This window comes from Streptomyces sp. NBC_01429, from assembly GCF_036231945.1.
Taxonomy (GTDB): Bacteria; Actinomycetota; Actinomycetes; order Streptomycetales; family Streptomycetaceae; genus Streptomyces.
Genome location: NZ_CP109599.1, coordinates 6605348 through 6629463, shown reverse-complemented (window position 1 = coordinate 6629463; position 24116 = coordinate 6605348). Strand labels below are relative to the sequence as shown.

Genomic DNA, 24116 nt, shown 5'->3' with positions numbered 1-24116 from the left:
GCGTGAGAGTGGTCCTGGCAGCGCACCCGGCAGCGGCCCTGAGCGCGGTCATCTGCCTCACCTCCCCGCTTCCCCTGATCCGGATCGGACACGAACGCCGCAGAACCTATCACCGGCTGTCACTCCGTCCCAGCGGCGGCTCGTCGCGGGTGCGCCGCCTCGTAGACTCGACGGATGAGCGCTCCCGATGCCGACACCCGTCCCGAGACTCGCCCCGAATACGACGGGACCGAAGAGCCCCCTGAGTACGACGAGTACGAGGAGTACGACGCGCACGAGGAGCCCCGCGAACACCACGAGCCCCACGAGCCCCACCGCGCGGAACCCGCGAGCGGCCCGGACGGCCCGGGCGGCGGGGGTGACGCGGGCGACGCCCTCGCGGTGCTGCGCCGCGTCTTCGGTTACGACTCGTTCCGCGGGAGCCAGCAGGAGATCATCGAGCATGTGGTCGGCGGCGGCGACGCCCTCGTCCTCATGCCGACCGGCGGCGGGAAGTCGCTCTGCTACCAGATCCCCGCGCTGGTGCGCAAAGGCGTCGGTGTCGTCGTCTCGCCCCTCATCGCGCTCATGCAGGACCAGGTCGACGCGCTGCGGGCGCTCGGGGTGCGGGCCGGGTTCCTGAACTCCACCCAGGATCTCGACGAGCGGCGGCTCGTGGAGAGCGAGTTCCTCGCGGGCGAGCTGGATCTGCTCTATCTGGCGCCGGAGCGGCTGCGCGTCGAGGCGACCGTACGGCTGCTGGAGCGCGGCACGATCTCCCTGTTCGCGATCGACGAGGCGCACTGCGTGGCGCAGTGGGGGCACGACTTCCGCCCCGACTACCTCGCCCTGTCCTCGCTGCACGAGCGCTGGCCCGATGTGCCCCGTATCGCGCTGACCGCGACCGCCACCGAGGCCACGCACGCCGAGATCGCCTCCCGGCTGAAGCTCCAGGACGCGCGCCATTTCGTGGCGAGCTTCGACCGGCCCAACATCCAGTACCGCATCGCGCCCAAGGACGACCCCAAGCGGCAGCTGCTGCATCTGCTGCGCACCGAGCACCCCGGCGACGCGGGGATCGTCTACTGCCTGTCGCGGGCCTCGGTGGAGAAGACCGCCGACTTCCTGGTGAAGAACGGGGTGGACGCGCTGCCGTACCACGCGGGGCTCGACGCCCGGGTACGAGCGGCGAACCAGTCGCGCTTCCTGCGGGAGGACGGCATGGTCATGGTCGCCACGATCGCCTTCGGGATGGGCATCGACAAGCCGGACGTACGCTTCGTCGCCCACCTCGACCTGCCGAAGTCCGTCGAGGGCTACTACCAGGAGACCGGACGCGCCGGACGGGACGGGCTGCCGTCCACCGCGTGGCTGGCGTACGGGCTCCAGGACGTCGTCCAGCAGCGGAAGATGATCGACACCTCCGAGGGCGACGACGCGCACCGGCGGCGGCTGGGCGAGCACGTCGACGCCATGCTCGCGCTGTGCGAGACGGTCGAGTGCCGGCGCGTCCAGCTGCTCGCGTACTTCGGCCAGCAGAGCACGGCGTGCGGCAACTGCGACACCTGCCTGACCCCCGCCGAGTCGTGGGACGGCACGGTCCCGGCGCAGAAGCTGCTGTCGACGGTGGTCAGGCTCAAGCGCGAGCGCAACCAGAAGTTCGGCGCCGGGCAGATCACGGACATCCTGCTGGGGAAGAAGACGGCCAAGGTCATCCAGTTCGACCATGACGCGCTCAGTGTGTTCGGTATCGGTACCGAGCTGCGCGAGGCGGAATGGCGCAGCGTGGCCCGGCAGTTGCTGGCGCAGGGGCTGATCGCGGTCGAGGGTGACTACGGGACCCTGGTCCTGACGGAGGGCAGCGGCGAGGTGCTGGGCGGGCGGCGGCCCGTCGCGCTGCGGCGCGAGCCGGAGCGGGCGGCGAAGGCCGCGCGCGAGAAGACGGCCAAGGCCCGCTCGGCGCCGGTCGATCTGCCGGCCGAGGCCGTGCCGGCCTTCGAGGCGCTGCGGGCCTGGCGGGGCGCCTCGGCGAAGGAGCAGGGCGTGCCCGCGTACGTCATCTTCCACGACGCGACGCTGCGCGCGATCGCGGTCCTGGGCCCCTCGACGCTCGCGGAGCTGGGCACGGTGACGGGGGTCGGCGAGAACAAGCTGGCGAAGTACGGGGAGCAGATCCTGGAGACGCTCGCCGCCGGTACCGAGTGAGGCGCGGTACGGGTACGGCGTGCCGCGCCGTACCCGTACCCCCCTCGTACCCCCCCCCGTACCGCCCGCCCCCGCCCCCGCCGGTCAGACCGGCGCCGGCTGCTCCGCCGCGTCCAGCCGGACCACGGTGTTGGTGACCCTGGCCCGCTCGGCGGCCCACACCACCCGGTGGGTGGCGAGGCTCTGCGCCGCGTCGGAGAGCAGGACCGAGCCGTCGCCGGTGGCGACGGCGGTCAGGAACGCCTCGGTCAGCGCCTCGTCACCGCCGCCGTGGCCGTCCGCCGCGGACGGTCCCGACATCTCCGACGCCTCCACCGCGTCCACGGTGCGGTCCTCGCCGGTGCGGAAGTCGACGATCCGCAGGGTGTGTCCGTCCCCGTCGACGAATCCGTGCGTGCCCATCAGCCGGGTGCGCCGGTGTTCCATCGGGGTGAAGGCGCTCATGGTGAAGGAGCAGGTAGCGCCGGAGGGGAACGACATGTTGACCACCTGGTGGTCGACCACGTCGTTGTCGCTCGCGTAGACGCACCGGCCGTAGGGCCCGGTGCGCAGCGCGTCGAGCACGGCTTCCTCGGTGTGTTCCTCGGTGACCGCCGACAGGGGCCAGAACTCCGCTTCCGGGTCGCCGAGGCAGTCGAGGTAGAGCCGCTTCGCCGAGTAGGGGCAGGTCGGTTCCAGCGGGCAGTCCAGGCAGCGGTTCGCGGCGCCCTCGGGGCGGTCCTCGGGGCGGAAATGGGTCAGACCGCCGAACGAGGCCACCTGGTCGGGGAGTTGGCCGAAGAGGTGGATCAGCCAGTCGATGTCGTGGCACGCCTTGGTCAGCAGCATGGGCGCCGAGGTGTCCTGGCGCCGCCAGTTCCCCCGTACGAAGGAGTGGGCGTGGTGCCACCAGCCGACCGGCTCCAGGTGCTGGACGCTGACGAGGCGGCCGATGGTCCCGCTCTCCAGCAGCCGGCGCAGGGCCAGGGTGTACGGGGTGTAGCGCAGCACATGGCAGACGGCCAGCATGATCCCGTTGCGCTCGGCCGCCTCGCTGATGGCGAGCGCCTCCGGCTCGCCGGTGGCCATCGGTTTCTCCAGCATGATGTGGTAGCCGAGGTCGGCCAGGCGTACGGCGGGGCCGGTGTGCAGCTGGTCCTGGGTGGCGATGATCGCCGCGTCGGCGAGGCGCGGCGACCGCGACAGCTCCGCCCAGCCCGGGTACACGTGCTCCGGGGGGATACCGAATTCAGCGGCGGCGGCCTCCCGGCGGAACGGATCCGGTTCGGCCACAGCGACGACCCGTCCCAGGCCCGACGCCACCGCGTGACGCGCGTAGGACTGCCCGCGCAGGCCGGCGCCGACCAGGGCTAGAGTCACCGAAGACATGGGGGTCCCTTCCAGAAATTACACCGGAGTCCCTCATTATTAGCTGTAACCAGGCCGACCTCAAGGGTGTGTGATGACCGAAAATCCGGCCGGCGGGGATCTCTCCCGGCTCCGCCGGCTCAACGCGCTGGCCGCGATCGGGGTGCTGCGCGGCGAACCGGCACTGACCCTGACCGAGATCGCCCGGCGCACGGGCCTGTCGCGGGCCTCCACCGAGGACGTCGTACGGGAACTGCTGGAGCGCGGCTGGGTGGTGGAGGTGGCTCCGGCGCCCGGCACCGTGGGCCGCCCCGCCCGCCGCTACCGCTTCCGGGCCGACGCCGGCCGGGTGCTCGGGGTCGACATCGGCGGCCACAAGGTGCTGGCCCTGGTGGCGGATCTGGACGGCGAGGTGCAGCACAGCGCCCGGGTCGCCGTCACCCCGTCGATGGGGCGCACCGAGCGGCTGGCCGCCGTGGACCGGGCCGTACAGGAGGCGCTGACCGGCTCCGGCACCCCCGCCTCGGCCGTGTGGGTGACCGGGGTGGCCACCACCGGGCTGGTCGACGGTACGGGCCGGGTGATGCTGTCCGAGGCGCTGCCCGAGTGGACCGGTCTCGATGTGGCCGCCCATGTCGGGGGGCTGGTGGCGGGCGCGATCCTGGTGGAGAACGACGGCAAGCTGGCGGCGCTGGCGGAGTCCTGGCGCGGGGTCGCCCGGCACGCCAAGGACGTGGTGTTCCTGCTGGCCGGGCTGCGTACGGGCACCGGCCTGATCATCGACGGCAAGCTCCACCGGGGCTTCGGGAACGCCGCCGGTGAGATCGGGGCGCTGCCCGCCGCCGGCTGGGAGCGCGCGCCGGGCCATCTGCGGTCCTGGCCCGGCGGCCGGCCGGCCGACGATCCGCACGCGGCGCCGGAGGACGTGTTCCGAGCGGCCCGCGAGGGGGATCAGAAGGCCCTGACGGCGGTACGGCGCTACGTGCGCGAGCTGGCCGTAGGCGCCTCGGCCCTGGTGCTCACCCTCGATCCCGAACTGGTCGTGTTCGGGGGCGGGTTCTCCCGGTCCGCCGATCTCATCGTGGAGCCGCTGCGGCGCGAGCTGGACCGCTGGTGCATCCGTACCCCCGAGGTCAGGATCTCCGCCTTCGGTGACGAGGGCGTGGCCCTGGGCGCGCTGCGGCTGGCGCTGGACCATGTCGACCGAGGTCTGTACGAACCCGGTGAAATCGCCGCACCGGAGAGCTTCCTGACGGCGCCTCGCCAGGGGCGGCGCCGCTCGGCCCTGTGACCCAATCGAGTCTTGACTTACTTTCCCTGGACTCCATCATTAGGCATTAACTTTCACGGCCCCGGACAGCGCATCGCTGTCCGGGGTCGGCCGTTGGTGCGTGGCGCCTGGTGCGCCTCGTTCATGAGGAGGTCCGGGCATGGGGAAGCTGGCGCGTGTCGGTGCGGCTCTGCTGGGGGTGGTGCTGTCGGTCTCCGGGTGTTCGGGCGGAGACCCGGCGGGGAGCGACGGCGACGGGAAGGCCGTGCTGTCGTACGCGATCTGGGACAAGAACCAGAAGCCCGTGATGGAGAAGCTGGCCAAGGAGTTCACCAGGACCCACCCGGACGTGACGGTCAAGGTGGGGCTCACCGCGTGGAGCGAGTACTGGGCCAAGCTGAAGACGGCCGCCACCGGCGGTGCGGCCCCCGACGTCTTCTGGATGAACGGCCCCAACTTCCAGCTCTACGCGTCCAACGGGGTGATCAGACCGCTGGACGAGAAGTCGGCCGAGGGGGACATCGACCTGTCCGTCTACCCCGAGCAGCTGGTCGATCTGTACACCTACGACGGCAAGCGCTACGGCCTGCCCAAGGACATGGACACGGTCGGGGTCTGGTACAACAAGGCGCTCTTCGACGCCAAGGGCGTCGCGCACCCGGCGGACGACTGGACCTGGAGCGACTTCAAGAAGGCGGCGGCCCGGCTCACCGATCCCGCGAAGGGGGTGCACGGCGCCGCGGCGCAGCTGACCAGCTTCCAGGAGTACCAGTACAACACCATCGCCCAGGCGGGCGGTTACGTCATATCCCCCGACGGCAAGAAGTCCGGGTACGACGATCCGAAGACCATCGAGGGCCTGCGCTTCTGGACGGATCTGATCGAGAAGAAGCAGTCGCCCGACCTCAGGACCATGACCGACACGGCCCCGCTCCAGCTGTTCGAGGCGGGCAGGATCGCCATGTACTGGGGCGGTTCGTGGAACGCGGGCGAGTTCTCCACGAACGAGTACACCAAGGACAAGGTGGATGTGGCGCCGCTCCCCCGGGGCGAGAAACGGGCCACCGTCATCCACGGGGTGGCCAATGTCGTCTCGGCCAGGACCGCCCACCCGCGCGAGGCCGAGGAGTTCGTCCGGTTCCTCGGCTCGAAGGAGGCCGCCGTCGCCCTCGGGAAGGCCGGTCCGCTGCCCGCCTACACGGGCACCCAGGACGGCTGGGTGAACGCGCATCCCCAGTTCGCGCTGCGCACCCTGCTGGACTCGGTCGACTACGCGGTGCCCTACCCCGTCTCGAAGAACACGGCCGCCTGGAACGAGGCGGAGCTGACCCATCTCACCAAGGCGTGGACCGGCGAGCAGACCGTCGCTGAGGCATCCACCGCTCTGGCCGGGGCGATGAACGACCTGCTCGCCAAGGAGTGAGATGACGTTTCGCTCCAGCCGTGAGTCCACGACCGGCGGCGGCCCCGGTCCCGGTCCCGATCCCGCACCAGCACCAGCACCCGGGTCCGCCCCGGCCCCGGCGCCCGCCGCGGTACCCCGGCCGGCCTCCGGGAGAACCCTTCTCGGCCGGGCCCTGCCGCGCCGGGACCGCGTGGCGGAGGCCCTGTGGGGGTACGCGTTCATCGCGCCCGTCGGCCTCGGTCTGGCCGTCTTCTACCTCTGGCCCGTCGTCCAGACCGGCTACTTCTCGCTCACCGAGTGGGGCGCCTTCGGCGGCCACACCTGGACGGGCCTCGACAACTACCGCCGCCTCCTGAGCGACCCGCAGGTCGGCACCTCCCTGCTCAACACCGTGACGTACACGGTGCTGGGGCTGCTGGCCATCCCCCTCGCGATCGTCTTCGCCGCGCTGCTCAACCGGGAGGGGCTGCGCGGGGTGGGCGTCTACCGGACGCTGTTCTTCCTGCCCGTCGTCACCATGCCGGTGGCCGTCGCCATGGTCTGGCGCTGGCTGTACAACGGCGACTACGGGCTGATCAACCACGTACTGTCGCTGGTCGGCATCGACGGCCCCAACTGGATCGCGGACCCGGACACGGCGATGTACGCGCTGGTCCTGGTGGGGATCTGGAGCAGCGTCGGCTACAACCTGATCATCTTCCTGGCGGGGATGCAGGCGATCCCCCAGGAGTACTACGACGCCGCGGCCATCGACGGGGCGGGTCCGGTGCGGCAGTTCCTGAGGATCACCGTGCCGCTGCTCTCCCCCACCGCGTTCTTCGTGTCGGTCATCTCGGTGATCGGCTCGCTGCAACTCTTCGACCTGGTCTACGTGCTGGCCGGCTCGGGGCAGAGCGCGCGCGCGAACCCCGCTTTCCCCCGGCTCCAGACGGTCGTCCAGCTCTTCTACGACCGGGCCTTCGTGACCAACGACCGCGGCTACGCGGCGGCGATCGTGATGCTGCTGCTGGCCGTCATCATCGCCCTGACCGCCCTCCAGTTCCGGCTCCAGAAGAGGTGGGTGCACTATGGCTGAGTCCCGGCCGCGGGCACGGACCAGGTCCCACATCGGGGTGCACGCCGTGCTGATCCCCGCCTCGCTGGTGATGATCGCGCCCTTCGTCTGGCAGCTCATCACCTCGCTCCAGACGCTCTCCGCCGCCACCCGGGTCCCGCCGTCGCTGCTGCCCGCCGGCCACTGGGAGAACTACGGCAAGGTCTTCGAACTGCTGCCGTTCGGCGACCAGTTCCTCAACACCGTACTGATGGCGGCCGGTCGTACGGCCGGGCAGATCCTGTTCTGCCCGCTGGCCGCCTACGCCTTCGCCCGGCTGCGCTTCCCCGGGCGGCAGACGCTGTTCGGGCTGTTCCTGTGCGTGCTGATGGTGCCACCGCAGCTGTTCATCATCCCGCAGTACCAGATCATGTCGTCCCTGGGCTGGCTCAACTCCCTCCAGGCGCTGATCGTTCCGGGCATGTTCAGCGCCTTCGGAGTCTTCCTGCTGCGGCAGTTCTTCCTCGGACTGCCGCCCGAGCTGGAGGAGGCGGCCCGCCTCGACGGCGCGGGGCCGTGGCGGATCTACTGGTCGATCATGCTGCCCCTGGCCCGTCCCGGGGTGATCGCGCTCTCCGTGCTCGCCCTGCTCTGGTCCTGGAACGATCTTTTCTGGCCACTGGTGGTCAACACCGATCCGGAAAAGATGACACTCTCCGCGGGGCTGGCGACGCTCCAGGGGCAGTTCCAGACCGACTATCCGGTGCTGATGGCGGGCTCCCTGCTGGCCTCGCTGCCCGTGATCGCCGTCTTCGTCTTCCTCCAGCGCCAGTTCATCCAGGGGATCGCGCACACCGGCGTCAAGGGCTGACCCCGCGCGGCCCGCCCCGCCGCATTCCTCCGGCCGTCGCGGCGGCCGGACCCCCCACCGGACCGGATCCCGAGGGACCACGGTCCCGACAGGAAAGGAACCAGCTCATGAAGAGACAGAACCCCGGCCGACTCGTCCTCAAGGGCCTCACCCTGATGGGCCTGGTGGGCACGCTGCTCGCCGGCGCCTCCCCCGCCTCCGCCCGGCTCGCCGGGACTGCGGGCGAGAGCGGGACGAGCGCCGCCTCGGTGACGTACACCCAGACCACCGAGAACTTCGCCAACCCCGAGCGCGGCCTCTACCGCCACCAGGGCGACTGCGACAAGAGCGACTTCAGCGCCGCCACCCTCCAGGGCTACCGGGTCAACGACTCGGTCTCGCTGGTGATGTGCGTCTTCTATCTCGCCGACTTCAAGAACAGCGCGATCAGCCGGACGGCGCTCGACCGGCTCCAGCGCCAGTTCGACACCGTGCGCGCCGCCGGACTCAAGACCATCGTCCGGTTCGCCTACACCGACTCCACCGACGGCGCCGACGCCACCAAGGACCGGGTCCTCTCCCACCTGGACCAGCTCGCGCCCTATCTGAGCGCCAACAGCGATGTCGTCTACCTCGTCCAGGCCGGGTTCGTCGGCGCCTGGGGCGAGGGGTACTACACCAAGAACTTCGGCGACGCGGGCAATGTCACCACCGCCGACTGGGCCAACCGCAAGGCCGTCGTCGACAAGACCCTCGGGGTGCTGCCCTCGACGCGGATGGTGCAGCTGCGCACGCCCAAGTACAAGCGCACCATGTACGGGACCACCGCGCTGCCCGCCTCCCAGGCGTACAACGGCTCGTCGGCCGCCCGGCTCGGCCACCACAACGACTGCTTCCTCGCCAGCGCCGACGACTACGGGACGTACGAGAACACCGCCGTCGAATACCCCTATCTGGCCGCCGAGACGAACCACCTGCCGATGGGCGGCGAGACCTGCGGCACCAACGCGCCCCGGACGAGCTGTCCCACCGCGCTGTCCGAGCTGAAGATGTTCCACTGGTCCTACCTCAACACCGACTACGAGCCGAACGTCATCAACGGCTGGCGCAGCGGCGGCTGTCTGCCCGAGATCACCCGTAGCCTCGGCTACCGCTTCGCCCTCCAGAGCGGTACGTACCCGACCACCGCGAGCCGGGGCGGCACCCTGCCGGTGAGCATCACCGTCAAGAACGACGGATTCGCGGCGCCGTTCAACCCGCGCGGCCTCGAACTGGTCCTGCGCAACACCGCCACCTCCCAGGTGTACCGGCTCGCGCTGACCGGCGACCCGCGCACCTGGCTCGCGGGCAGCACCACGACGATCGACCGGAGCGTGACCCTGCCCAGCACCCTGCCGGCGGGCAGCTACAGCCTGCTGCTCAACCTGCCCGACCCGGCGGTGCCGCAGAATCCGCTGTACTCGATCCGGCTCGCCAACGCCTCCACCTGGGAGGCGGCCACCGGCTACAACAACCTGCTCCAGACGGTCACCGTGAGCTGACCGGCTCCATGAGCTGACCGGCGTCCACGTCCGACCCGCTGAAGTCCCCGGCCGCCGGGGACTTCAGCGGCCGAGCGTCCCGTCGCAGGCCGTCCGCAGCCGCCGTACGCCCTCGGTGATCTGCCCGGCTCCCGCCACCGCGGCGAAGCTCAGCCGCAGATGGGCGGCGGGCGGCTCAGCGCCGAAGTACGGCCGGCCCGGCGCGACCGCGACGCCCGCGCGCAGGGCGGCGGAGACGACGGCCTGTTCGTCGGTGCCGTCCGGCAGGCGCAGCCAGAGGTGGTAGCCGCCGGCCGGGATGTGCGGGAGCGCGAGTTCGGGCAGCGCGGTGCGCAGCGCGGCGGTCATGGTGTTCCTGCGGTTCGTCAGCTCGGTGGAGAGGGAGCGCAGATGGCGGTTCCAGGCGGCGGATCCCACCAGTTCGAGCGCGGCTTCCTGGAACGGGCGCGGTACGAAGAAGGTGTCGACCACATGGATGGCGCGCAGCCGCTCCAGGACCGGGCCGCGCGCGACCAGCGCGGCGACCCGCAGGCTCGGGGAGGTCGCCTTGGTGAGCGAGCAGACGTGCACGACGACGCCGTGGGGGTCGTCGGCGGCCAGCGGTCCGGGCAGCGGGCCCGCGTCCTCGTGGACCAGCCGCCGTACGAAGTCGTCCTCCACGACGAACGCCCCGGCCTCCCGGGCGATCCGCAGCACCTCGGGCCGGCGGGCCGCCGAGAGCACGGCGCCGGTGGGGTTCTGGAAGAGCGGCTGGCAGATGAAGACCTTGGCGCCGGAGGCGCGGAACGCGGCGGCGAGCAGCTCGGGCCGTACCCCCTCGGCGTCCACCGGCACCGGTACGGGGCGCAGCCCGGCGGCGCGGGCGATCGCCAGCATCCCCGGGTAGGTGGGTGATTCGACGAGGAGGGGCGCGCCGGGCGGTGCGAGCGCCCGCAACGCGGTGGTCAGCGCGCTCTGGCCGCCCGCCGTGATCAGTACCTCGGCGGCGGTGCGGGTCTCGCCGATCCCCCGGGCGAACCAGTCGCGCAGCTCGGGCAGGCCGTCGACGGGCGGCCGGCCCCAGGCGCCCGGCCGTCTGCCGGCCCGCGCCAGGGCGGCGCCCATCGCCTGCTCGGGCTGGAGCGAGGGGTGCAGATAGCCGCCGTTGAACTCGATGACGCCGGGCGCGGGCTCGGCGAGCGTGACGAGCACCCCGGAGGCGTCGACGGCGCGCGGTACGGGTTCGGCCGAGGCGTCGGCGCTGAGGGTGACCTCCTGCCAGGAGGTGTCGCCGGGCGGGGGCGTCCCGGGTCTGGCGGGGGCGCGGAAGGCCCCGGCGCCGGGGCGGGTGGTCACCAGTCCTTCGGCGGCGAGCCGGGCGAGGGCGCGGGAGACGGTCACCGGCGAGACCCGGAAGCGCTCGACCAGAGCGCGGCTGGACGGCAGCTTTCCACCGGGTGAGTAGCGGTTCAACTCCGCCCGCAGGGAATTCGCCAGTTCGGACACGCTGCTACGCTCTTGCATGACAGCACAGAATAGCGCTACCGGCTCCGGTTCGATAGCAGTCGGCGAGGCTTCCGACAGCGGTCGCCGGGACGGCGGCGGCACCCTGCTCGCCGGGCTCGGCGTCCTGTCCTTCTCGCTCACCTTCCCGTCCACCGTGTGGGGGCTGGAGAGCTTCGGCCCCTGGTCCCTCGTCGCCGTGCGCGGCGTGCTCGCCGCGCTGCTCGCCGGCGGTTTCCTGCTGGCGCTGCGCGTCCCGCTCCCCGGGCGCCGCCACTGGGGCGGCCTCGCGGTGGTCGGCGGCGGCGTCGTGGTGGGCTTCCCGCTGCTGACGACGCTGGCGCTGGAGACCTCGACCACCGCGCACGCGGCCGTCGTGGTCGGGCTGCTGCCGCTCACCACCGCCGCGTTCGGCGCGGTGCGCACGGGCCGGCGGCCCTCCCGGAGCTTCTGGGTCGCCGCGCTGGCCGGCGCGGCCGTGGTGATCGCCTTCGCGGTCCAGCAGAGCGGCGGCGCCCTGTCCGCCGGGGATCTGTATCTCTTCGGCGCGCTGCTGGTCTGCGCTGCGGGCTACACGGAGGGCGGCAGGCTGGCGCGGGAGATGCCCGGCTGGCAGGTGGTCGGCTGGGCGCTGGTCGGCTGTCTGCCGCTCTCGGTGGCGGGCGCGGCGGTGGCGCTGTCGTTCGAACCGGTGCGCCTGACGGCCCACGGGGTGATCGGGCTGGTCTGGGTGGCGGCCGGTTCGCAGTTCTTCGGACTGTACGTCTGGTACCGGGGCATGGCGGCGATCGGTATCGCCAAGGCCAGTCAGCTCCAGCTCGCCCAGCCGGTGCTGACCCTGGTCTGGTCGGTGCTCCTGCTGGGCGAACACCTCACGCCCGCCGCGCCGCTGGCCGCCGTGGCGGTGCTGGTCTGCATCGTGGTCACCCAGCGAGCCCGCACGTAGTCCGCGGCGGCCGCTGCTCAGGGCGGCGGCACTCAGAGCAGCGGCGTTCAGAGCAGCGGCCGGGCCCGCTTGCGGTAGTGGTCGGCCACCACCCGGCTCATCGCGCCGATCGGGTCGGCCCCGACCTCCTTCGCGGAGAAGTAGCAGTGGCCGCGCACCCCCGGGTACTCCTTGGCGAGGGTGAGATGACGCGACAGCTCGGCCGGGTCCTGCCAGGCGGCGGGCTGGGCCGGGTCGCCCGCCTTGTAGAGCGCCTCGCCGATGTACAGGTCGACGCCCGTGCCGCGTACCACCCCGTCCCACCAGCGCAGCAGCTTCGCGTAGTCGCAGGCCGCGAAGCCGATGTTCCAGTACAGCTGCGGCACGATGTAATCGATCCAGCCCTTCCTGACCCACGCGCGGGTGTCGGCGTACAGGTCGTCGTACGTCTGGACGCCGCCCCTGGTGTCCGAGCCGAGCGGGTCGGTGGCGGCGTTGCGCCACACGCCGAAGGGACTGATGCCGAACCGTACGGCCGGCTTGGTCTTCTTGATCCGCTCGCCCGTCTCACGCACCAGCCGGTCGGTGTTGTCCCGCCGCCAGGCCGCCCTGCTGGAGAATCCCGCGCCGTGGCGCCGGTAGGCCGCGTCGTCGTCGAAGCTCTCGCCGGCGACCGGGTACGGATAGAAGTAGTCGTCCCAGTGGACGGCGTCGATGTCGTACCGCTCGACCGCGTCCAGCATCGCGTTCTGGACGAACGTCCTGACCTCGGGCAGGCCCGGGTTGTAGTAGAGCTTCCCGCCGTACGGGACGACCCACTCCGGGTGGACCCTCGCCGGGTGGGTCGCGATCAGCCGCCCGGGGTCGGTGTGGTTGGCGACGCGGTACGGGTTGAACCAGGCGTGCAGTTCCAGACCGCGCGCGTGCGCCTCCCGTACGGCCGTGCCCAGCGGGTCCCAGCCGGGGTCCTTGCCCTGGGTGCCGGTGAGGCACTGCGCCCACGGCTCGTACGGCGAGGGCCACAGGGCGTCGGCGGTCGGCCGGACCTGGAGGACGACGGCGTTCAGGCCGCGCCTGACGGCGGTGTCCAGGTGCTTGATCAGTTCGGTGCGCTGCGCGGCGGCCGTCAGCCCGGCCTTGGACGGCCAGTCCCGGTTGGCGACGGTGGCGATCCACATCCCGCGCAGCTCCGGGCGCGGTGCGCCGGGCCGTCCCGCCCCTGACCGCGCCTGCCCGACCGCGACCGCCGCGTCCCCGGCCGTCAGCAGGGCGGCGGCCATCCCCACCCCGGCGGCCACGAAGCCCCTCCTGCCGATCGGCCCCGCCCGCCGGCCGCCCGGACCCACCCGCTGGTCACTGCCTTGCTCCATGCGCCGTCCCTCGCCCGGTCCGTGCGGCCCGCCACCGGTTCCGGCGGCCCGCCCTGCTCTCTGGTCATGCCCGCCCCGGCCCACCGCCCACACCCCCCGGCGGAGTAACGTCCTGTCCCGGGCGGGCGCCGGAATCACCCGGGGGACCTGCCGGGACACGGACCAGCGAAAGGCACGATGTGACCGACACCCTGACCGATATCGTCCGCGTCGGAGTGGTGGGCTGCGGCCAGATGGGCGCAGGCATCGCGGAGGTCGCCGCCCGCAGCGGCCTGGAGGTCATGGTCGCCGAGACCACCGGCGAGGCACTGGAGATCGGCCGGACCCGGCTGCACAACTCGCTCTCCAAGGCCGCCGAGCGCGGCAAGATCACCGAGGAGGAGCGGGACGCGACGCTCGACCGGCTCAGCTTCACCACCGACCTCGGGGAGTTCGCCGACCGCGATCTCGTCATCGAGGCCGTCGTGGAGAACGAGCAGGTCAAGAACGAGATCTTCCGGGTGCTCGACCAGGTGGTGACCCGGCCGGACGCGATCCTCGCCTCCAACACCTCCTCCATCCCGCTGGTCAAGCTCGCCGTGGCGACCTCCCGCCCCGACCAGGTGATCGGGATCCACTTCTTCAATCCGGCCCCCGTGCAGAAGCTCGTCGAGCTGATCCCCGCGCTGACCACCTCCGAGGAGACGGTTCTGCGCGCCGAGGCCGTGGTCCAGGGCGTGCTGGGCAAGCACGCCATCCGCGCCCAGGACCGCTCGGGCTTCGTGGTGAACGCGCTGCTCATCCCGTATCTGCTGGCCGCGATCCGGATGTACGAGTCGGGCATCGCCAGCCGTGAGGACATCGACAACGGGATGGAGATGGGCTGCGCCCATCCGATGGGCCCGCTCAAGCTCGCGGATCTGATCGGTCTGGACACCGTGGCCTCGGTCGCCGACTCGATGTACGAGGAGTACAAGGAGCCGCTGTACGCCGCCTCCCCGCTGCTCCAGCGGATGGTGGACGCGGGCCGGCTCGGCCGCAAGACGGGCGCGGGCTTCTACGCGTACTCCGCCGTCTGACGCACCACCGTCGCTCCACCCGTACGGCCAGTGCCCCTCAGCGCCGCCCGCGCCGGCGCCGGGGGCGCTCGGACGGTTCGTACAGGCCCTGGGCGATCAGGCGTTGCTGACGGACACGTTCCAGGAACGCCGAGACGCCGAAGGTCGCGCCGATGCCCGCGCCGATCGCCACTCCGACGAGAGCCTCGGCCGGTCCGTCGACCGGCAGGACGGTCACGAGCGAGGCGAGGGTGAGCGGGGCGGCGGCGACAAGTCCCGTCCCCAGCGGGTGGCGTGCGACGAAGAGCTGGAACCGGGTCGGGGGCGTGTGCCCGCCGAGGAAGCGGTCCGTCTTCGCAAGGCTCTCGTTCACCTTGCGTCTGGTCAGTGGCATGGGGCGAGGATATCGGTACGGAAGGGCCCTTACCGACCCCTGCGCTACTCCCGGTAACCGCGATTCGCACGGCGTGTGCGAAGGGTGCGCGCATATGCCATCCACACACCCTGATGCCCTGTACCCAGGGGTAGTTGACTCGGTTTCACTCGGCCGGTGAACCACCGGCACCTTGGGACACTTCCCCGAACAGGAGCGGATCCGTGAACACCGACCCCGACCATTCCGCGGTCGCCGACGCAGAGTTACGCAGGAGTCTCGACGTCGGTCAGGCGAGGACCGACGGCAGAATGGCGTTGCTGGCGCAGCGCATCGACCAGACCGACAAGGACGTGGCCGATCTGGCCGTGCGCGTCGCGGCGCTGGAACAAGCCCGTTGGCCGCTGCCCGCCGTGGCGTCACTCTGCGCGCTCGGCGCGCTCGCGACGACGGTCTGGCAGGCCGTCGGCCGCTGAGGCCTTCGCCCGCCACGGCCTCAGTGGGCTACCCCAGGCGCAAGTGATGGAGCATCAGCAGCCCGGCCGTCATGTTGGCGGCCGGGATCTCGCCTTTGGCGATCATGTCCGGGATCAGTTTGAGCGGCACCCACTCCCGGCGCGAGGACTCGAAGTCGTCCTCGGGATGGCCCATGTACGTGGCCTCGTCGGACCAGTAGAGATGGTGCCGGGCGTCGCTCAGACCGTTGGACGGCTCGACGGTGAGCAGATGCCGGAGCGGGCCCGGGCGCCACCCGGTCTCCTCCTCCATCTCCCGCGCCGCCGCGGTCTCGATGTCCTCGCCGTCCTCGACGACCCCCGCGGCCAGCTCCCAGCCCCAGCTGTCGGTGATGAAGCGGTGCCGCCAGAGCATCAGCACCTCGTTGGCGGAGTTGACCGCGGTCGCCACGGCGACCGGGCGGAGCCGGATGAGGAAGTGGTCCAGATGCCGGCCGTCGGGGAGTTTGACGTCCGCCAGATTCACCTGGAACCAGCGGTTTTCATAGACGGTTTGTTCGCTTAGTTTCGTCCACTGCACGTTTCTGCCACCTTCCGACAAGTTGATGGCAATATCGCAGCAGCAGAACGAGCATGCGGGAACGCGCGGGGGGCTCACGAAGGGGCTCACGGAGACTTACAGCGGTACGCGCAGCGCCCCCTCGATCAGTTCCGCCGTCTCCTCGGCCACGGCCGAACCGCTGGCCACCAACTGCTCCCGTACGGCGCGCAGCCGGTCCCGCAGCCGCTGGGACTCCATGCCCATGGCCCGCTCCGCCATCTCCGCCGCGGTCCTGGCTGCCCGGTCCGGCTCGCCCTGCCGCAGCTCGATGTGGCTGAGCATCGCCAACCGGTGCACCCTGCCCCGGTCGTGCGCCGGAGTGTCCACGGCCGCCGTCGCGTGCACCCGGGCTGCCGCCAGATCACCGAGACTGAGGAGCGCCTCCGCCACCTGTACGTTGACCAGCCCCGGCTGTACGTAGCCGGTCTCGTCCGGCTCGCCGGCCGGGCGGATGCGCTCCGCCTCCGTCTCCGCCCGCCGGATGCAGCCCAGCGCGCCGCCGCCGTCGCCGAGATGGGCGTACGACTTGGCCTGCATCGCGTACAGATCGGCGGCGAGCGCCGGGGTGATCTGCCGGCCCGCCGTGCGCAGCGCGGCCTCCGCGAAGGCCACGGCCTGGCGGTACTCCCCCAGATACAGCGACTGGTTGACCAGCAGCGCGATGACATAGGCGCCCAGCCCCCGGTCGCCGCTGGCCTTGGCCAGCCGCAGCGCCTGGTGGAAGTAGCGCTGCGCGAGCCCGTGCGCGTCGGAGTCGTAGGCGCAGATTCCGGCCACCGCCACCAGTCCCCCGGTGGCGCGGTGCAGTTGACGGCCCAGCGCGTCGGTGTACCCGCCGCGCAGCAGCGGCGCGGCCTCCGCGTTGAGGAAGCGGACGATACGGGCCCGGGTCGCGACCCCGCCCGCCCTGCGGTACATCAACTCGTAGTGCGCCCTGGCCGATCGCAGCAGCTCGATGTCGGTGGGGCCGACCCGGTTGGACCCGCTGCGCGAGACGTCGGAGTCCTCGGGCGGGTTCTCCCACTCCCAGACGGGCATGACGGCGGGCGTACCGGTGACCGTGGGGGCGCCCACTATGTGCGGCCGTTGCTGTTCGTCGCTGCGCCACAGGGCGGTGGCGCGCTCCACGAAACCGGAGAGCGGTGTGCCGTGCGGGACGGGCGCCTCGCCCGCCACCCCGAGCCCGATGTCGTCGAGGGTGAGCGGGCGGTGCAGCCGGTCGCTCAGCACCACGCAGATCAGGTCGGGCACCTGGCCGCGTGGCCGCTGGCCCTTCAGCCACCGTGATACGGCGGTGTGTTCGTACCGCAGGGCGATCCCCTTGGTACGGCCCGCCTGGTTGACCCGGGCGGCGAGACCGGCATGGGAGATGCCCGCCTCGTCGAGCAGGGAATCGAGCAGAGAATTGGGCTGCATGTGCCCCTCCGGTGGCTCGGCCGAACCAGAGTAGTGGAACGGGAAACGCACGGGGTGTGAACGTAATGCCCGCTTCCGCGGCACGTGCACCCTGCCGCGGGCCCCTCCGGGGACGATTGACTGAATCGCCTCCTGAAAGAGGCGGCCGGGCCGTCGGCTCCCCCTCGTACAGTGCGACGGCCCGCACCCCGCACCGTCCGCCCTGCCGGAACCTGCCCGACGCTCCGACGGCAGGGCGGACGGGACCACGTGTCCGGCGCTCCTCCCCCGCCGTCACCGTCCCCGCCCCTCGTGGCAGGGGCGGTGGGAGGAGGCCGGGCGGGTGGGTCCCAGCACCGGCTCGCCGGACTGCGGGGGCACACGATCGCGCTCGTCGGTCGCGGGGCGGTCGTTGCGCAGGACGAGGAGCGCCATGTCGTCGGTGACCCGGCCGCCGGTATGGCGCAGCAGCGCGGAGTGGAGCTGGCGCACCACGGCGGCCGGCGGCAGCGGCGGTCCCGAGGCGGCGCGGGTGAGCGCTTCCGGCAGGCCGAAGAAGCGTCCGGCGGAGTCGCGGGCGTCCTCCGCGCCGTCGGTGTGCAGGACGAGCGTCTCGCCGGGCAGCAGCCGGCCGCAGCGGTACGGCGGCAGGCTGGCGGGCAGCGGTACGGTCCCCAGCGGGGGCAGCGGCTCGCCCGCGGCCAGCCGGGCGGCGCCTCTGCCCAGCCGATAGGGCCACGGATGGCCGCAGTTGAGCGCCCGCACCTCGGCGTCGGCGCCGATCTCCAGGAGCAGCAGGGTGACGAACTCCTCGGCCGACAGGCACTCCTGCTCCGCCGCGCCCGTCCCCGCCTGGCCGGCGGACGGGCGGCCCCCAACTGGTCCCGCAGCTGGCGCTGGTGGGCCCGGTCGAGGCGGCGCAGGACGCCGTCGAGGCCGGTCTCGTCGTACGCGGCCTCCCGGAAGCTGCCGAGGACCGCGGCGACCATGCCGATGGCCGGCAGCCCGTGGCCGCGCACATCGCCGATGACGACGCGGACGCCGTGCGCGGTGGCGACGGCCTCGTACAGGTCGCCGCCGACCTCGGCGCCCCGGGAGGCGGAGATCTGGCGGGCGGCGATGGTCAGCCCGTCCAGCCGGTGGGGCAGCGGGCGGATCAGCGTCTCCTGCGCGGCGCGCGCCACCGCCCGTACCTCGCCCAGCTCGCGCGCCGCCCGGCGCCGTAACCGCACCAGGAGATAGACCATCACCAGCACGAACGCCACGCAGGTCACCACGCGGGCGGAGAAGTTCTCGCGCGTGGTGGTCGGGCGGGTCAGCTCCCAGGTGACGACCAGGGCGAGCAGTCCGCCGGGCACCGCGCACTCGACGAAGCCCCAGGAGGCGGACGCCTCCTCCAGTTCGTCCCTGTACGGGTCGTGGGACGCGTCGTCCTGTGTCCTGGTCCGATTCATCCGCCGGTCCCCCTCGGCCGTCCGGCCGTACGGGCCTCCCGTCGGCACCACGCCGGGCTCGCGAACCGCCGTGCCGCTCCCGGGGCGTGTGGCGGAAGTCCCGCTGTCGTCGGTCGCCATGACCCGGCCATGACTCCCTCCTCCACCTCGCGGTGCCCGGCACCGGACCCGCTCGCCGTCCGGCCCGATCCGAAAACGCGAGCCTCTGAGCCGCGCGGCATATGTCGACCGACCTGGCCGGATTGATTGTGTCGATCACCGGAGCCCGTTGGCGAACCACGCCCGGCTTCCTCACTCGAACGAGTGAGGGGCGCGTCCAAGAATCAGGACGCGCCCCTCACCGGCGGGTTCTCCGTCGAACAACGCACCGAACGGCCAGGTCGGACCGTGGGCGCCGAGCCGAAGCTCAGGCGCCCCGCAGCACCGCCCCGGTCCGCTCGGCGGCCAGTGCCACCGCCGCGTCGCGCGCGGCCGTCGCCTCGTCGACCGTCAGTGTGCGGTCCGGCGCGCGGAACCGCAGGGCGTACGCGAGGGACTTGTGGCCCGCGCCGATCTGCTCCCCGGCGAACACGTCGAACAGCCGCAGGGACTCCAGGAGTTCCCCCGCGCCCTCGTGCAGCGCCCGCTCCACCTCGGCGGCCGGCACCTCGGCCGGGACGACCAGCGCCACGTCCTGGGTGGCGACCGGGTAGGTGGAGATCCTCGGCGCGCGCAGCGCGCCGGCGGACGCCTCTTCCAGCAGGTCGAGGTCGATCTCCATGGCGCTGGTGCGCTCCGGCAGGCCGAGCGCCTTGACCGCCCGGGGGTGCAGCTCCCCGGCGTGGCCGACGGGCGTCTCCACGCCGTCGATCACGACGGACAGCGCCGCGCAGCGGCCCGGGTGCCAGGGCTCGTACCGGCCGGCCCGCACGGTCAGCTCGACGCCGGCCTCACGGGCGACGGTACGGGCCGCCTCGACCGCGTCCGCCCACACCGAGGGCGTGCCCTTGCCCCACCAGCCGGCCCGCTCGCGCGCGCCGGTCAGGACGACGGCCGCGTGGCGCGGCTGGCGCGGCAGCGCGGTGTCGAGCGCGGCCACCTCCTCGTCGGTCGGACGCCGGTCGACCGGCAGCCGTAGCGGCACGGTCTCGTCCCCGGTGGGCCGGAAGACCAGGCCGGTCTCGAAGAGCGCCAGATCGTGCGAGCCCCGGCCGTCGTTGCGGCGCAGCGCGGTGATCAGGCCCGGCAGCAGCGTGGTGCGCAGCGCGGGTTCCTCGTCGGACAGCGGGTTGACGAGCGTGACCGTACGGCGGCGCTCGTCGGCGGCGGGCAGCCCGAAGGCGTCGAGTACGGCGGTGCCGGTGAACGGGTAGTTCAGCGCCTCGACATAGCCGGCGCCGGCCAGCGCGCGGCCGACCCTGCGGTGCAGCCGCTGGCGCTCGGTGAGGCCGCGGCCGGACGGCGGAGTGGGCAGCGTGGAGGGCAGGTTCTCGTACCCCTCCAGCCGGATGACCTCCTCGGCGAGGTCGTTGGGCGCGCCGAGGTCGGGGCGCCAGGACGGCACGGTGACGACCAGCTCGTCCTGCCCGTAGACGTCGCAGCCGATCTGCTGGAGCCGGCGTACGACGGTCTCGCGGCCGTAGGTCACGCCCGCGACGCGGTCGGGGTGGTCGGCGGGCATGGCGATGGTGTGCGGCGCGGACGGCGCGAAGATCTCGGTGACCCCGGCCTCGGCCGAGCCGCCGGCGAGGAGCACCAGCAGGTCGACGGTCCGCTGCGCGGCGGCGGCCGTGGCCTGCGGGTCGGTGCCGCGCTCGAAGCGCTTGGACGCCTCGGAGGGCAGCTTGTGGCGGCGCGCGGTCCTGGCGATGGAGATCGCGTCGAAGTGCGCGGCCTCGATGACCACCTCGGTGGTGCCCTGGGCCTCGCCGGTCTCCGGGTGGGCCGTGGTGTCGGCGATCTCGGTGTGGGCGCCGCCCATCACGCCCGCGAGGCCGATCGGCCCCCGGTCGTCGGTGATGACCAGGTCCTGGGCGTCCAGGACCCGGGCGACGCCGTCGAGCGTGGTGATCTTCTCGCCCTGCTGGGCGCGGCGGACCCCGATCGGCCCTTCGAGGCGCGCGCGGTCGTAGGCGTGCAGGGGCTGGCCCAGCTCCAGCATCACGTAGTTGGTGATGTCGACGGCGAGCGAGATCGGCCGCATCCCGGCCTTCTGGAGGCGGCGGCGCAGCCAGATGGGGCTGCGGGCCTCCAGGTCGAGACCGGTGACCGTACGGGCGGTGAAGCGGTCGCAGCCCCGGGGGTCGGCGATCTTCACGGGGTGGCCGTAGGCGTTGGGCGCGGGCACGTCGAGCAGCGCGGGGTCGCGCAGCGGCAGTCCGTAGGCGATGGCGGTCTCGCGGGCGACTCCGCGCATCGACAGGCAGTAGCCGCGGTCGGGGGTGACCGCGATGTCGAGGACCTCGTCCACCAGCTCCAGCAGGGCGATGGCGTCGGTGCCCGTCTCGTGCTCGGGCGGCAGCACGATGATGCCGCCGGTGCCGTCGTCGCCCATGCCCAGCTCGTCGCCGGAGCAGATCATGCCGTGCGAGGTCTTGCCGTACGTCTTGCGCGCGGAGATCGCGAAGTCGCCCGGCAGGACCGCGCCGGGCAGGACCACGACGACCTTGTCGCCGACGGCGAAGTTGCGCGCGCCGCAGACGATCTCCTGCGGCGCGCCGGTGCCGTTGGCGGCGCCGACGTCGACGGTGCAGAAGCGGATGGGCTTCTTGAAGCCCTCCAGCTCCTCGATGGTGAGGACCTTGCCCACGACGAGGGGGCCCTTGAGGCCGGCGCCGAGCTGCTCGACGGTCTCGACCTCCAGACCGGCGGAGACGAGCTTGGCCTGCACGTCACGGCCGGTCTCCGTCGCCGGCAGGTCGACGTACTCCCGCAGCCAGGAAAGCGGGACCCGCATCAGATCTCCATCCCGAACGGCCGGGTGAACCGGACGTCACCCTCGACCATGTCTCGCATGTCTTCGACGTTGTGGCGGAACATCAGCATCCGTTCGATGCCGAACCCGAAGGCGAATCCGCTGTACTTCTTGGGGTCGACGCCGCAGGCGGTGAGCACCTTGGGGTTGACCATGCCGCAGCCGCCCAGCTCGATCCAGCCCTCGCTGCCGCAGGTGCGGCAGGGCCGGTCGGGGTTGCCGACGGACTCGCCGCGGCAGACGTAGCAGACCATGTCCATCTCGGCGGACGGCTCGGTGAACGGGAAGAAGTTGGGCCGGAGCCTGGTCTTCATGTCCGGGCCGAAGAGCGCCTGCACCATGTGGTCCAGGGTGCCCTTGAGGTCGGCCATGGTGAGGCCCTCGTCCACGGCGATCAGCTCGATCTGGTGGAAGACCGGGGTGTGCGTGGCGTCCAGCTCGTCGGTGCGGTAGACCCGCCCGGGGCAGACGACGTAGACGGGCAGCTCGCGCGCCAGCAGCGAGCGGGCCTGCACCGGCGAGGTGTGGGTACGGAGCACGACGCCGGACTCGTCGCCCTCGGTGCCCTCGGGCCCCTGGACGAAGAAGGTGTCCTGCATCTGGCGCGCGGGGTGGTCGGGGACGAAGTTGAGCGCGTCGAAGTTGAACCACTCCACCTCGGCCTCGGGCCCCTCGGCGACCTCGTAGCCCATGGCCACGAAGACGTCCGTGACCCGCTCCATGAAGGTGGTCAGCGGGTGGCGGGCGCCGGCCGGGATCCGGTCGTACGGCAGTGTGACGTCCACCGCCTCCTCGACCAGGACCCGGGCGTCGCGCTCGGCCTCCAGCTCGCTCTGGCGGGCGGCGAGGGCCTTGCTGACGGCGCCGCGCGCCTGGCCCACGCGCTTGCCCGCCTCGGCCTTGGCCTGCGGGGGCAGCGCGCCGATCTCGCGGTTGGCGAGGGCGAGCGGCGACGTGCCTCCGGTGTGCGCGGTCTTCGCGTGGGCGAGCGCGTCGAGGTCACCGGCGGCGGCGAAGGCGGCGAGCGCCTCGTCCCGCATGCGCTCGATCTCTTCCGGTTTCAGTGCCTCGACCTCGACCGGGTCGTACGACTTGTTGGGTGCGGACATCTCTTCCCGTACTTCCGATTGGCTGGCGAAACGACCCTGCTCGATCACTGGGGGCGCGGAGGTGCCAAAGGTCGAGTCTAAAGGTCGTACGAAGGTGAGGGAGCCCGTGGGCGGCCCGGACCGGTCAGGACAGATGGGCCGGAGTGCCGACGGGCAGAATAAATCGGAACTCGGCACCGCCGCCGGGTCCCCGGCCGACGGTGATCGTTCCGCCGTGGGCCTCGACGATGCCCTTGACGATATACAGGCCGAGCCCGGTCCCGCCGCGCTTGCTGCCCCGCCAGAAGCGGGTGAAGACGCGGCTCATCGACTCCTCGGGAATGCCGGATCCCTCGTCGCACACGGTGACGGCCGTTCCCTTCTCCGTCCGGGCCGCGTGCTGGATCTCCGCGGCCGCCACCTCAATGGTGACGGTTCCCTCGCCGTGGCGCACCGCGTTTTCCAGCAGGTTGCCGAGCACCTGGTCGATCTTGTCGGGATCGGCCCACAGATCGGGCAGCGGTTGCAGGATCCGCACGAGGAAGCGGTCGGGCGACTGCCCGGAGGCGGTGTGCGACTGCACGTGGCGCGCGACGGCCGTGCCGACGTCGACGGGCTGGCGGCGCAGCTCCAGGCGCCCGGAGTCGATCCGGGAGATGTCCAGCAGCTCCGCGATCAGCCGGGTGACCCGGTTGGCGTCGGCGTCGACGGTCTCCAGCATCAGCCGCTTCTGGTCGTCGGTGAACCGCTCCCACTTGGCGAGCAGGGTGGCCGTGAACCCTTTGACGGAGGTCAGCGGGGAGCGCAGCTCGTGGGCGACGGTGGCGATCAGCTCCGCGTGGCTGAGTTCGGTACGGCGGCGCGCCTCGGTGCCGCGCACGCAGACGACCAGCCGGCGGACCGGACCGGTGGGGTACGCGCGGACGTAGCGCGCGGAGACCAGCACCTCGCGGCCGCCGGGCAGCAGGAGGTTGCGCTCGGGCTGGCCGACCCGGGTCGCGAGGCCGCCGTACGGATCGGTCAGGGCCCACCAGCGGCGGCCCTTGAGGTCCTCCAGCGGCAGGGCGCGCTCCAGCGGGTGGCCGAGGGCGTCGGAGCGGGGTATGGCGGTGATCCGGGCGGCGGCGGCGTTGAAGCAGACGACCCGGCCGGTCTCGTCGGCGACGATCAGCCCGTCGGGGAGGTCGTCGGGGTCGATCCCGGGCAGGCCGTCGGACTGGTCGGTCCCGGGGGCGCTCGCGAGGCGGCCGTCGGGGTCGTCCCCCGGCCCGTCCGAGCCGTTCCCGGGCGCGCGAGGTAAGGCTCCCCGGACAGCGGCGGATCCGCTCGCACCGACGGTCATGCCCGCACCCC

The 24116-nt window shown here is 72.1% G+C and carries 19 protein-coding genes; 9 read left to right on the top strand and 10 right to left on the bottom strand.

All coding sequences use genetic code 11. The annotated features are described in order from the left end of the window. The first annotated feature begins 174 nt into the window (after positions 1-174). Positions 175-2184: a DNA helicase RecQ gene (gene recQ / locus OG627_RS29245; protein ID WP_329070149.1), complete on the top strand. Its 2010-nt coding sequence runs from the start codon at positions 175-177 to the stop codon at positions 2182-2184. Positions 2185-2268: 84 nt separating this feature from the next. Here recQ and OG627_RS29240 read toward each other — a convergent pair whose 3' ends face one another. After that, positions 2269-3552, bottom strand: coding sequence for a Gfo/Idh/MocA family protein (locus OG627_RS29240; RefSeq protein ID WP_329070147.1), 1284 nt, complete (start codon positions 3550-3552; stop codon positions 2269-2271). Positions 3553-3625: 73 nt separating this feature from the next. Between OG627_RS29240 and OG627_RS29235 the strand changes: the two genes are divergently transcribed. The 5 genes from OG627_RS29235 to OG627_RS29215 all read left to right on the top strand — a co-directional run bounded on the left by OG627_RS29235 (position 3626) and on the right by OG627_RS29215 (position 9630). Next, the gene (locus OG627_RS29235; RefSeq protein WP_329070145.1) at positions 3626-4822 is read left to right on the top strand and encodes an ROK family transcriptional regulator; all 1197 of its coding nucleotides are present in this window, start codon (positions 3626-3628) and stop codon (positions 4820-4822) included. 139 nt (positions 4823-4961) lie between these two features. Continuing rightward, the gene (locus OG627_RS29230) at positions 4962-6224 is read left to right on the top strand and encodes an ABC transporter substrate-binding protein (RefSeq protein WP_329070142.1); all 1263 of its coding nucleotides are present in this window, start codon (positions 4962-4964) and stop codon (positions 6222-6224) included. Between the two features lies 1 nt (position 6225). Continuing rightward, positions 6226-7281, top strand: a complete 1056-nt coding sequence (locus OG627_RS29225) for a carbohydrate ABC transporter permease (protein ID WP_329070141.1) — start codon at positions 6226-6228, stop codon at positions 7279-7281. Further along, positions 7274-8110, top strand: a complete 837-nt coding sequence (locus tag OG627_RS29220; protein WP_329070138.1) for a carbohydrate ABC transporter permease — start codon at positions 7274-7276, stop codon at positions 8108-8110. Before OG627_RS29225 ends, OG627_RS29220 begins: the two co-directional genes overlap by 8 nt. A gap of 107 nt (positions 8111-8217) precedes the next feature. Next, positions 8218-9630, top strand: a complete 1413-nt coding sequence (locus OG627_RS29215) for a DUF4832 domain-containing protein (RefSeq protein ID WP_329070136.1) — start codon at positions 8218-8220, stop codon at positions 9628-9630. Positions 9631-9693: 63 nt separating this feature from the next. Here the strand turns inward: OG627_RS29215 and OG627_RS29210 are convergent, their stop codons facing one another. Then, entirely contained in the window at positions 9694-11133 is a 1440-nt protein-coding gene (locus tag OG627_RS29210; RefSeq protein ID WP_329070133.1) for an aminotransferase-like domain-containing protein, read from the bottom strand. On the opposite strand from OG627_RS29210, the gene OG627_RS29205 reads away from it, so the two are divergent. Continuing rightward, the gene (locus OG627_RS29205; RefSeq protein WP_329070131.1) at positions 11132-12058 is read left to right on the top strand and encodes a DMT family transporter; all 927 of its coding nucleotides are present in this window, start codon (positions 11132-11134) and stop codon (positions 12056-12058) included. The genes OG627_RS29210 and OG627_RS29205 overlap by 2 nt on opposite strands. A 47-nt stretch (positions 12059-12105) precedes the next feature. On the opposite strand, the gene OG627_RS29200 is transcribed toward OG627_RS29205, so the two are convergent. Further along, on the bottom strand, positions 12106-13407 hold the full coding sequence (locus tag OG627_RS29200) for a glycoside hydrolase family 10 protein (RefSeq protein WP_443073558.1): 1302 nt from the start codon (positions 13405-13407) through the stop codon (positions 12106-12108). A 191-nt stretch (positions 13408-13598) separates the two neighbouring features. Between OG627_RS29200 and OG627_RS29195 the strand changes: the two genes are divergently transcribed. Beyond that, a complete protein-coding gene (locus OG627_RS29195) occupies positions 13599-14465 on the top strand; it encodes a 3-hydroxybutyryl-CoA dehydrogenase (RefSeq protein WP_329073072.1) in 867 nt (288 codons plus the stop codon). 37 nt (positions 14466-14502) lie between these two features. Here the strand turns inward: OG627_RS29195 and OG627_RS29190 are convergent, their stop codons facing one another. Beyond that, positions 14503-14838: a hypothetical protein gene (locus OG627_RS29190; protein ID WP_329070129.1), complete on the bottom strand. Its 336-nt coding sequence runs from the start codon at positions 14836-14838 to the stop codon at positions 14503-14505. A gap of 203 nt (positions 14839-15041) precedes the next feature. On the opposite strand from OG627_RS29190, the gene OG627_RS29185 reads away from it, so the two are divergent. Continuing rightward, entirely contained in the window at positions 15042-15293 is a 252-nt protein-coding gene (locus tag OG627_RS29185; protein WP_329070127.1) for a hypothetical protein, read from the top strand. 28 nt (positions 15294-15321) lie between these two features. On the opposite strand, the gene OG627_RS29180 is transcribed toward OG627_RS29185, so the two are convergent. The 6 genes from OG627_RS29180 to OG627_RS29155 form a co-directional block, all read right to left on the bottom strand. Beyond that, positions 15322-15852, bottom strand: a complete 531-nt coding sequence (locus tag OG627_RS29180; RefSeq protein WP_329070125.1) for an NUDIX hydrolase — start codon at positions 15850-15852, stop codon at positions 15322-15324. A gap of 96 nt (positions 15853-15948) precedes the next feature. Further along, positions 15949-17289 (bottom strand): transcriptional regulator, encoded by a 1341-nt coding sequence (locus OG627_RS29175; RefSeq protein WP_329070124.1) that lies wholly within the window; start codon positions 17287-17289, stop codon positions 15949-15951. 273 nt (positions 17290-17562) lie between these two features. Next, positions 17563-18033, bottom strand: coding sequence for a PP2C family protein-serine/threonine phosphatase (locus tag OG627_RS35585; protein WP_443073557.1), 471 nt, complete (start codon positions 18031-18033; stop codon positions 17563-17565). Between the two features lie 1095 nt (positions 18034-19128). After that, complete coding sequence (gene pheT / locus OG627_RS29165) at positions 19129-21657, bottom strand: phenylalanine--tRNA ligase subunit beta (RefSeq protein WP_329070122.1); 2529 nt, start codon at positions 21655-21657, stop codon at positions 19129-19131. Further along, on the bottom strand, positions 21657-22784 hold the full coding sequence (gene pheS, locus OG627_RS29160; RefSeq protein ID WP_329070120.1) for a phenylalanine--tRNA ligase subunit alpha: 1128 nt from the start codon (positions 22782-22784) through the stop codon (positions 21657-21659). The genes pheT and pheS overlap by 1 nt, the downstream gene beginning before the upstream one ends. A gap of 124 nt (positions 22785-22908) precedes the next feature. Next, entirely contained in the window at positions 22909-24105 is a 1197-nt protein-coding gene (locus OG627_RS29155; protein WP_329070117.1) for a sensor histidine kinase, read from the bottom strand. Between the last annotated feature and the right edge of the window lie 11 nt (positions 24106-24116).

What these genes read in the sequence shown, in the direction of transcription:
- recQ (WP_329070149.1), top strand. Translation starts at nt 175, where the DNA reads ATGAGCGCTCCCGATGCCGACACCCGTCCCGAGACTCGCCCCGAATAC.
- OG627_RS29240 (WP_329070147.1), bottom strand. Translation starts at nt 3,552, where the DNA reads ATGTCTTCGGTGACTCTAGCCCTGGTCGGCGCCGGCCTGCGCGGGCAG.
- OG627_RS29235 (WP_329070145.1), top strand. Translation starts at nt 3,626, where the DNA reads ATGACCGAAAATCCGGCCGGCGGGGATCTCTCCCGGCTCCGCCGGCTC.
- OG627_RS29230 (WP_329070142.1), top strand. Translation starts at nt 4,962, where the DNA reads ATGGGGAAGCTGGCGCGTGTCGGTGCGGCTCTGCTGGGGGTGGTGCTG.
- OG627_RS29225 (WP_329070141.1), top strand. Translation starts at nt 6,226, where the DNA reads ATGACGTTTCGCTCCAGCCGTGAGTCCACGACCGGCGGCGGCCCCGGT.
- OG627_RS29220 (WP_329070138.1), top strand. Translation starts at nt 7,274, where the DNA reads ATGGCTGAGTCCCGGCCGCGGGCACGGACCAGGTCCCACATCGGGGTG.
- OG627_RS29215 (WP_329070136.1), top strand. Translation starts at nt 8,218, where the DNA reads ATGAAGAGACAGAACCCCGGCCGACTCGTCCTCAAGGGCCTCACCCTG.
- OG627_RS29205 (WP_329070131.1), top strand. Translation starts at nt 11,132, where the DNA reads ATGACAGCACAGAATAGCGCTACCGGCTCCGGTTCGATAGCAGTCGGC.
- OG627_RS29210 (WP_329070133.1), bottom strand. Translation starts at nt 11,133, where the DNA reads ATGCAAGAGCGTAGCAGCGTGTCCGAACTGGCGAATTCCCTGCGGGCG.
- OG627_RS29200 (WP_443073558.1), bottom strand. Translation starts at nt 13,407, where the DNA reads ATGGAGCAAGGCAGTGACCAGCGGGTGGGTCCGGGCGGCCGGCGGGCG.
- OG627_RS29190 (WP_329070129.1), bottom strand. Translation starts at nt 14,838, where the DNA reads ATGCCACTGACCAGACGCAAGGTGAACGAGAGCCTTGCGAAGACGGAC.
- OG627_RS29175 (WP_329070124.1), bottom strand. Translation starts at nt 17,289, where the DNA reads ATGCAGCCCAATTCTCTGCTCGATTCCCTGCTCGACGAGGCGGGCATC.
- pheT (WP_329070122.1), bottom strand. Translation starts at nt 21,657, where the DNA reads ATGCGGGTCCCGCTTTCCTGGCTGCGGGAGTACGTCGACCTGCCGGCG.
- pheS (WP_329070120.1), bottom strand. Translation starts at nt 22,784, where the DNA reads ATGTCCGCACCCAACAAGTCGTACGACCCGGTCGAGGTCGAGGCACTG.
- OG627_RS29155 (WP_329070117.1), bottom strand. Translation starts at nt 24,105, where the DNA reads ATGACCGTCGGTGCGAGCGGATCCGCCGCTGTCCGGGGAGCCTTACCT.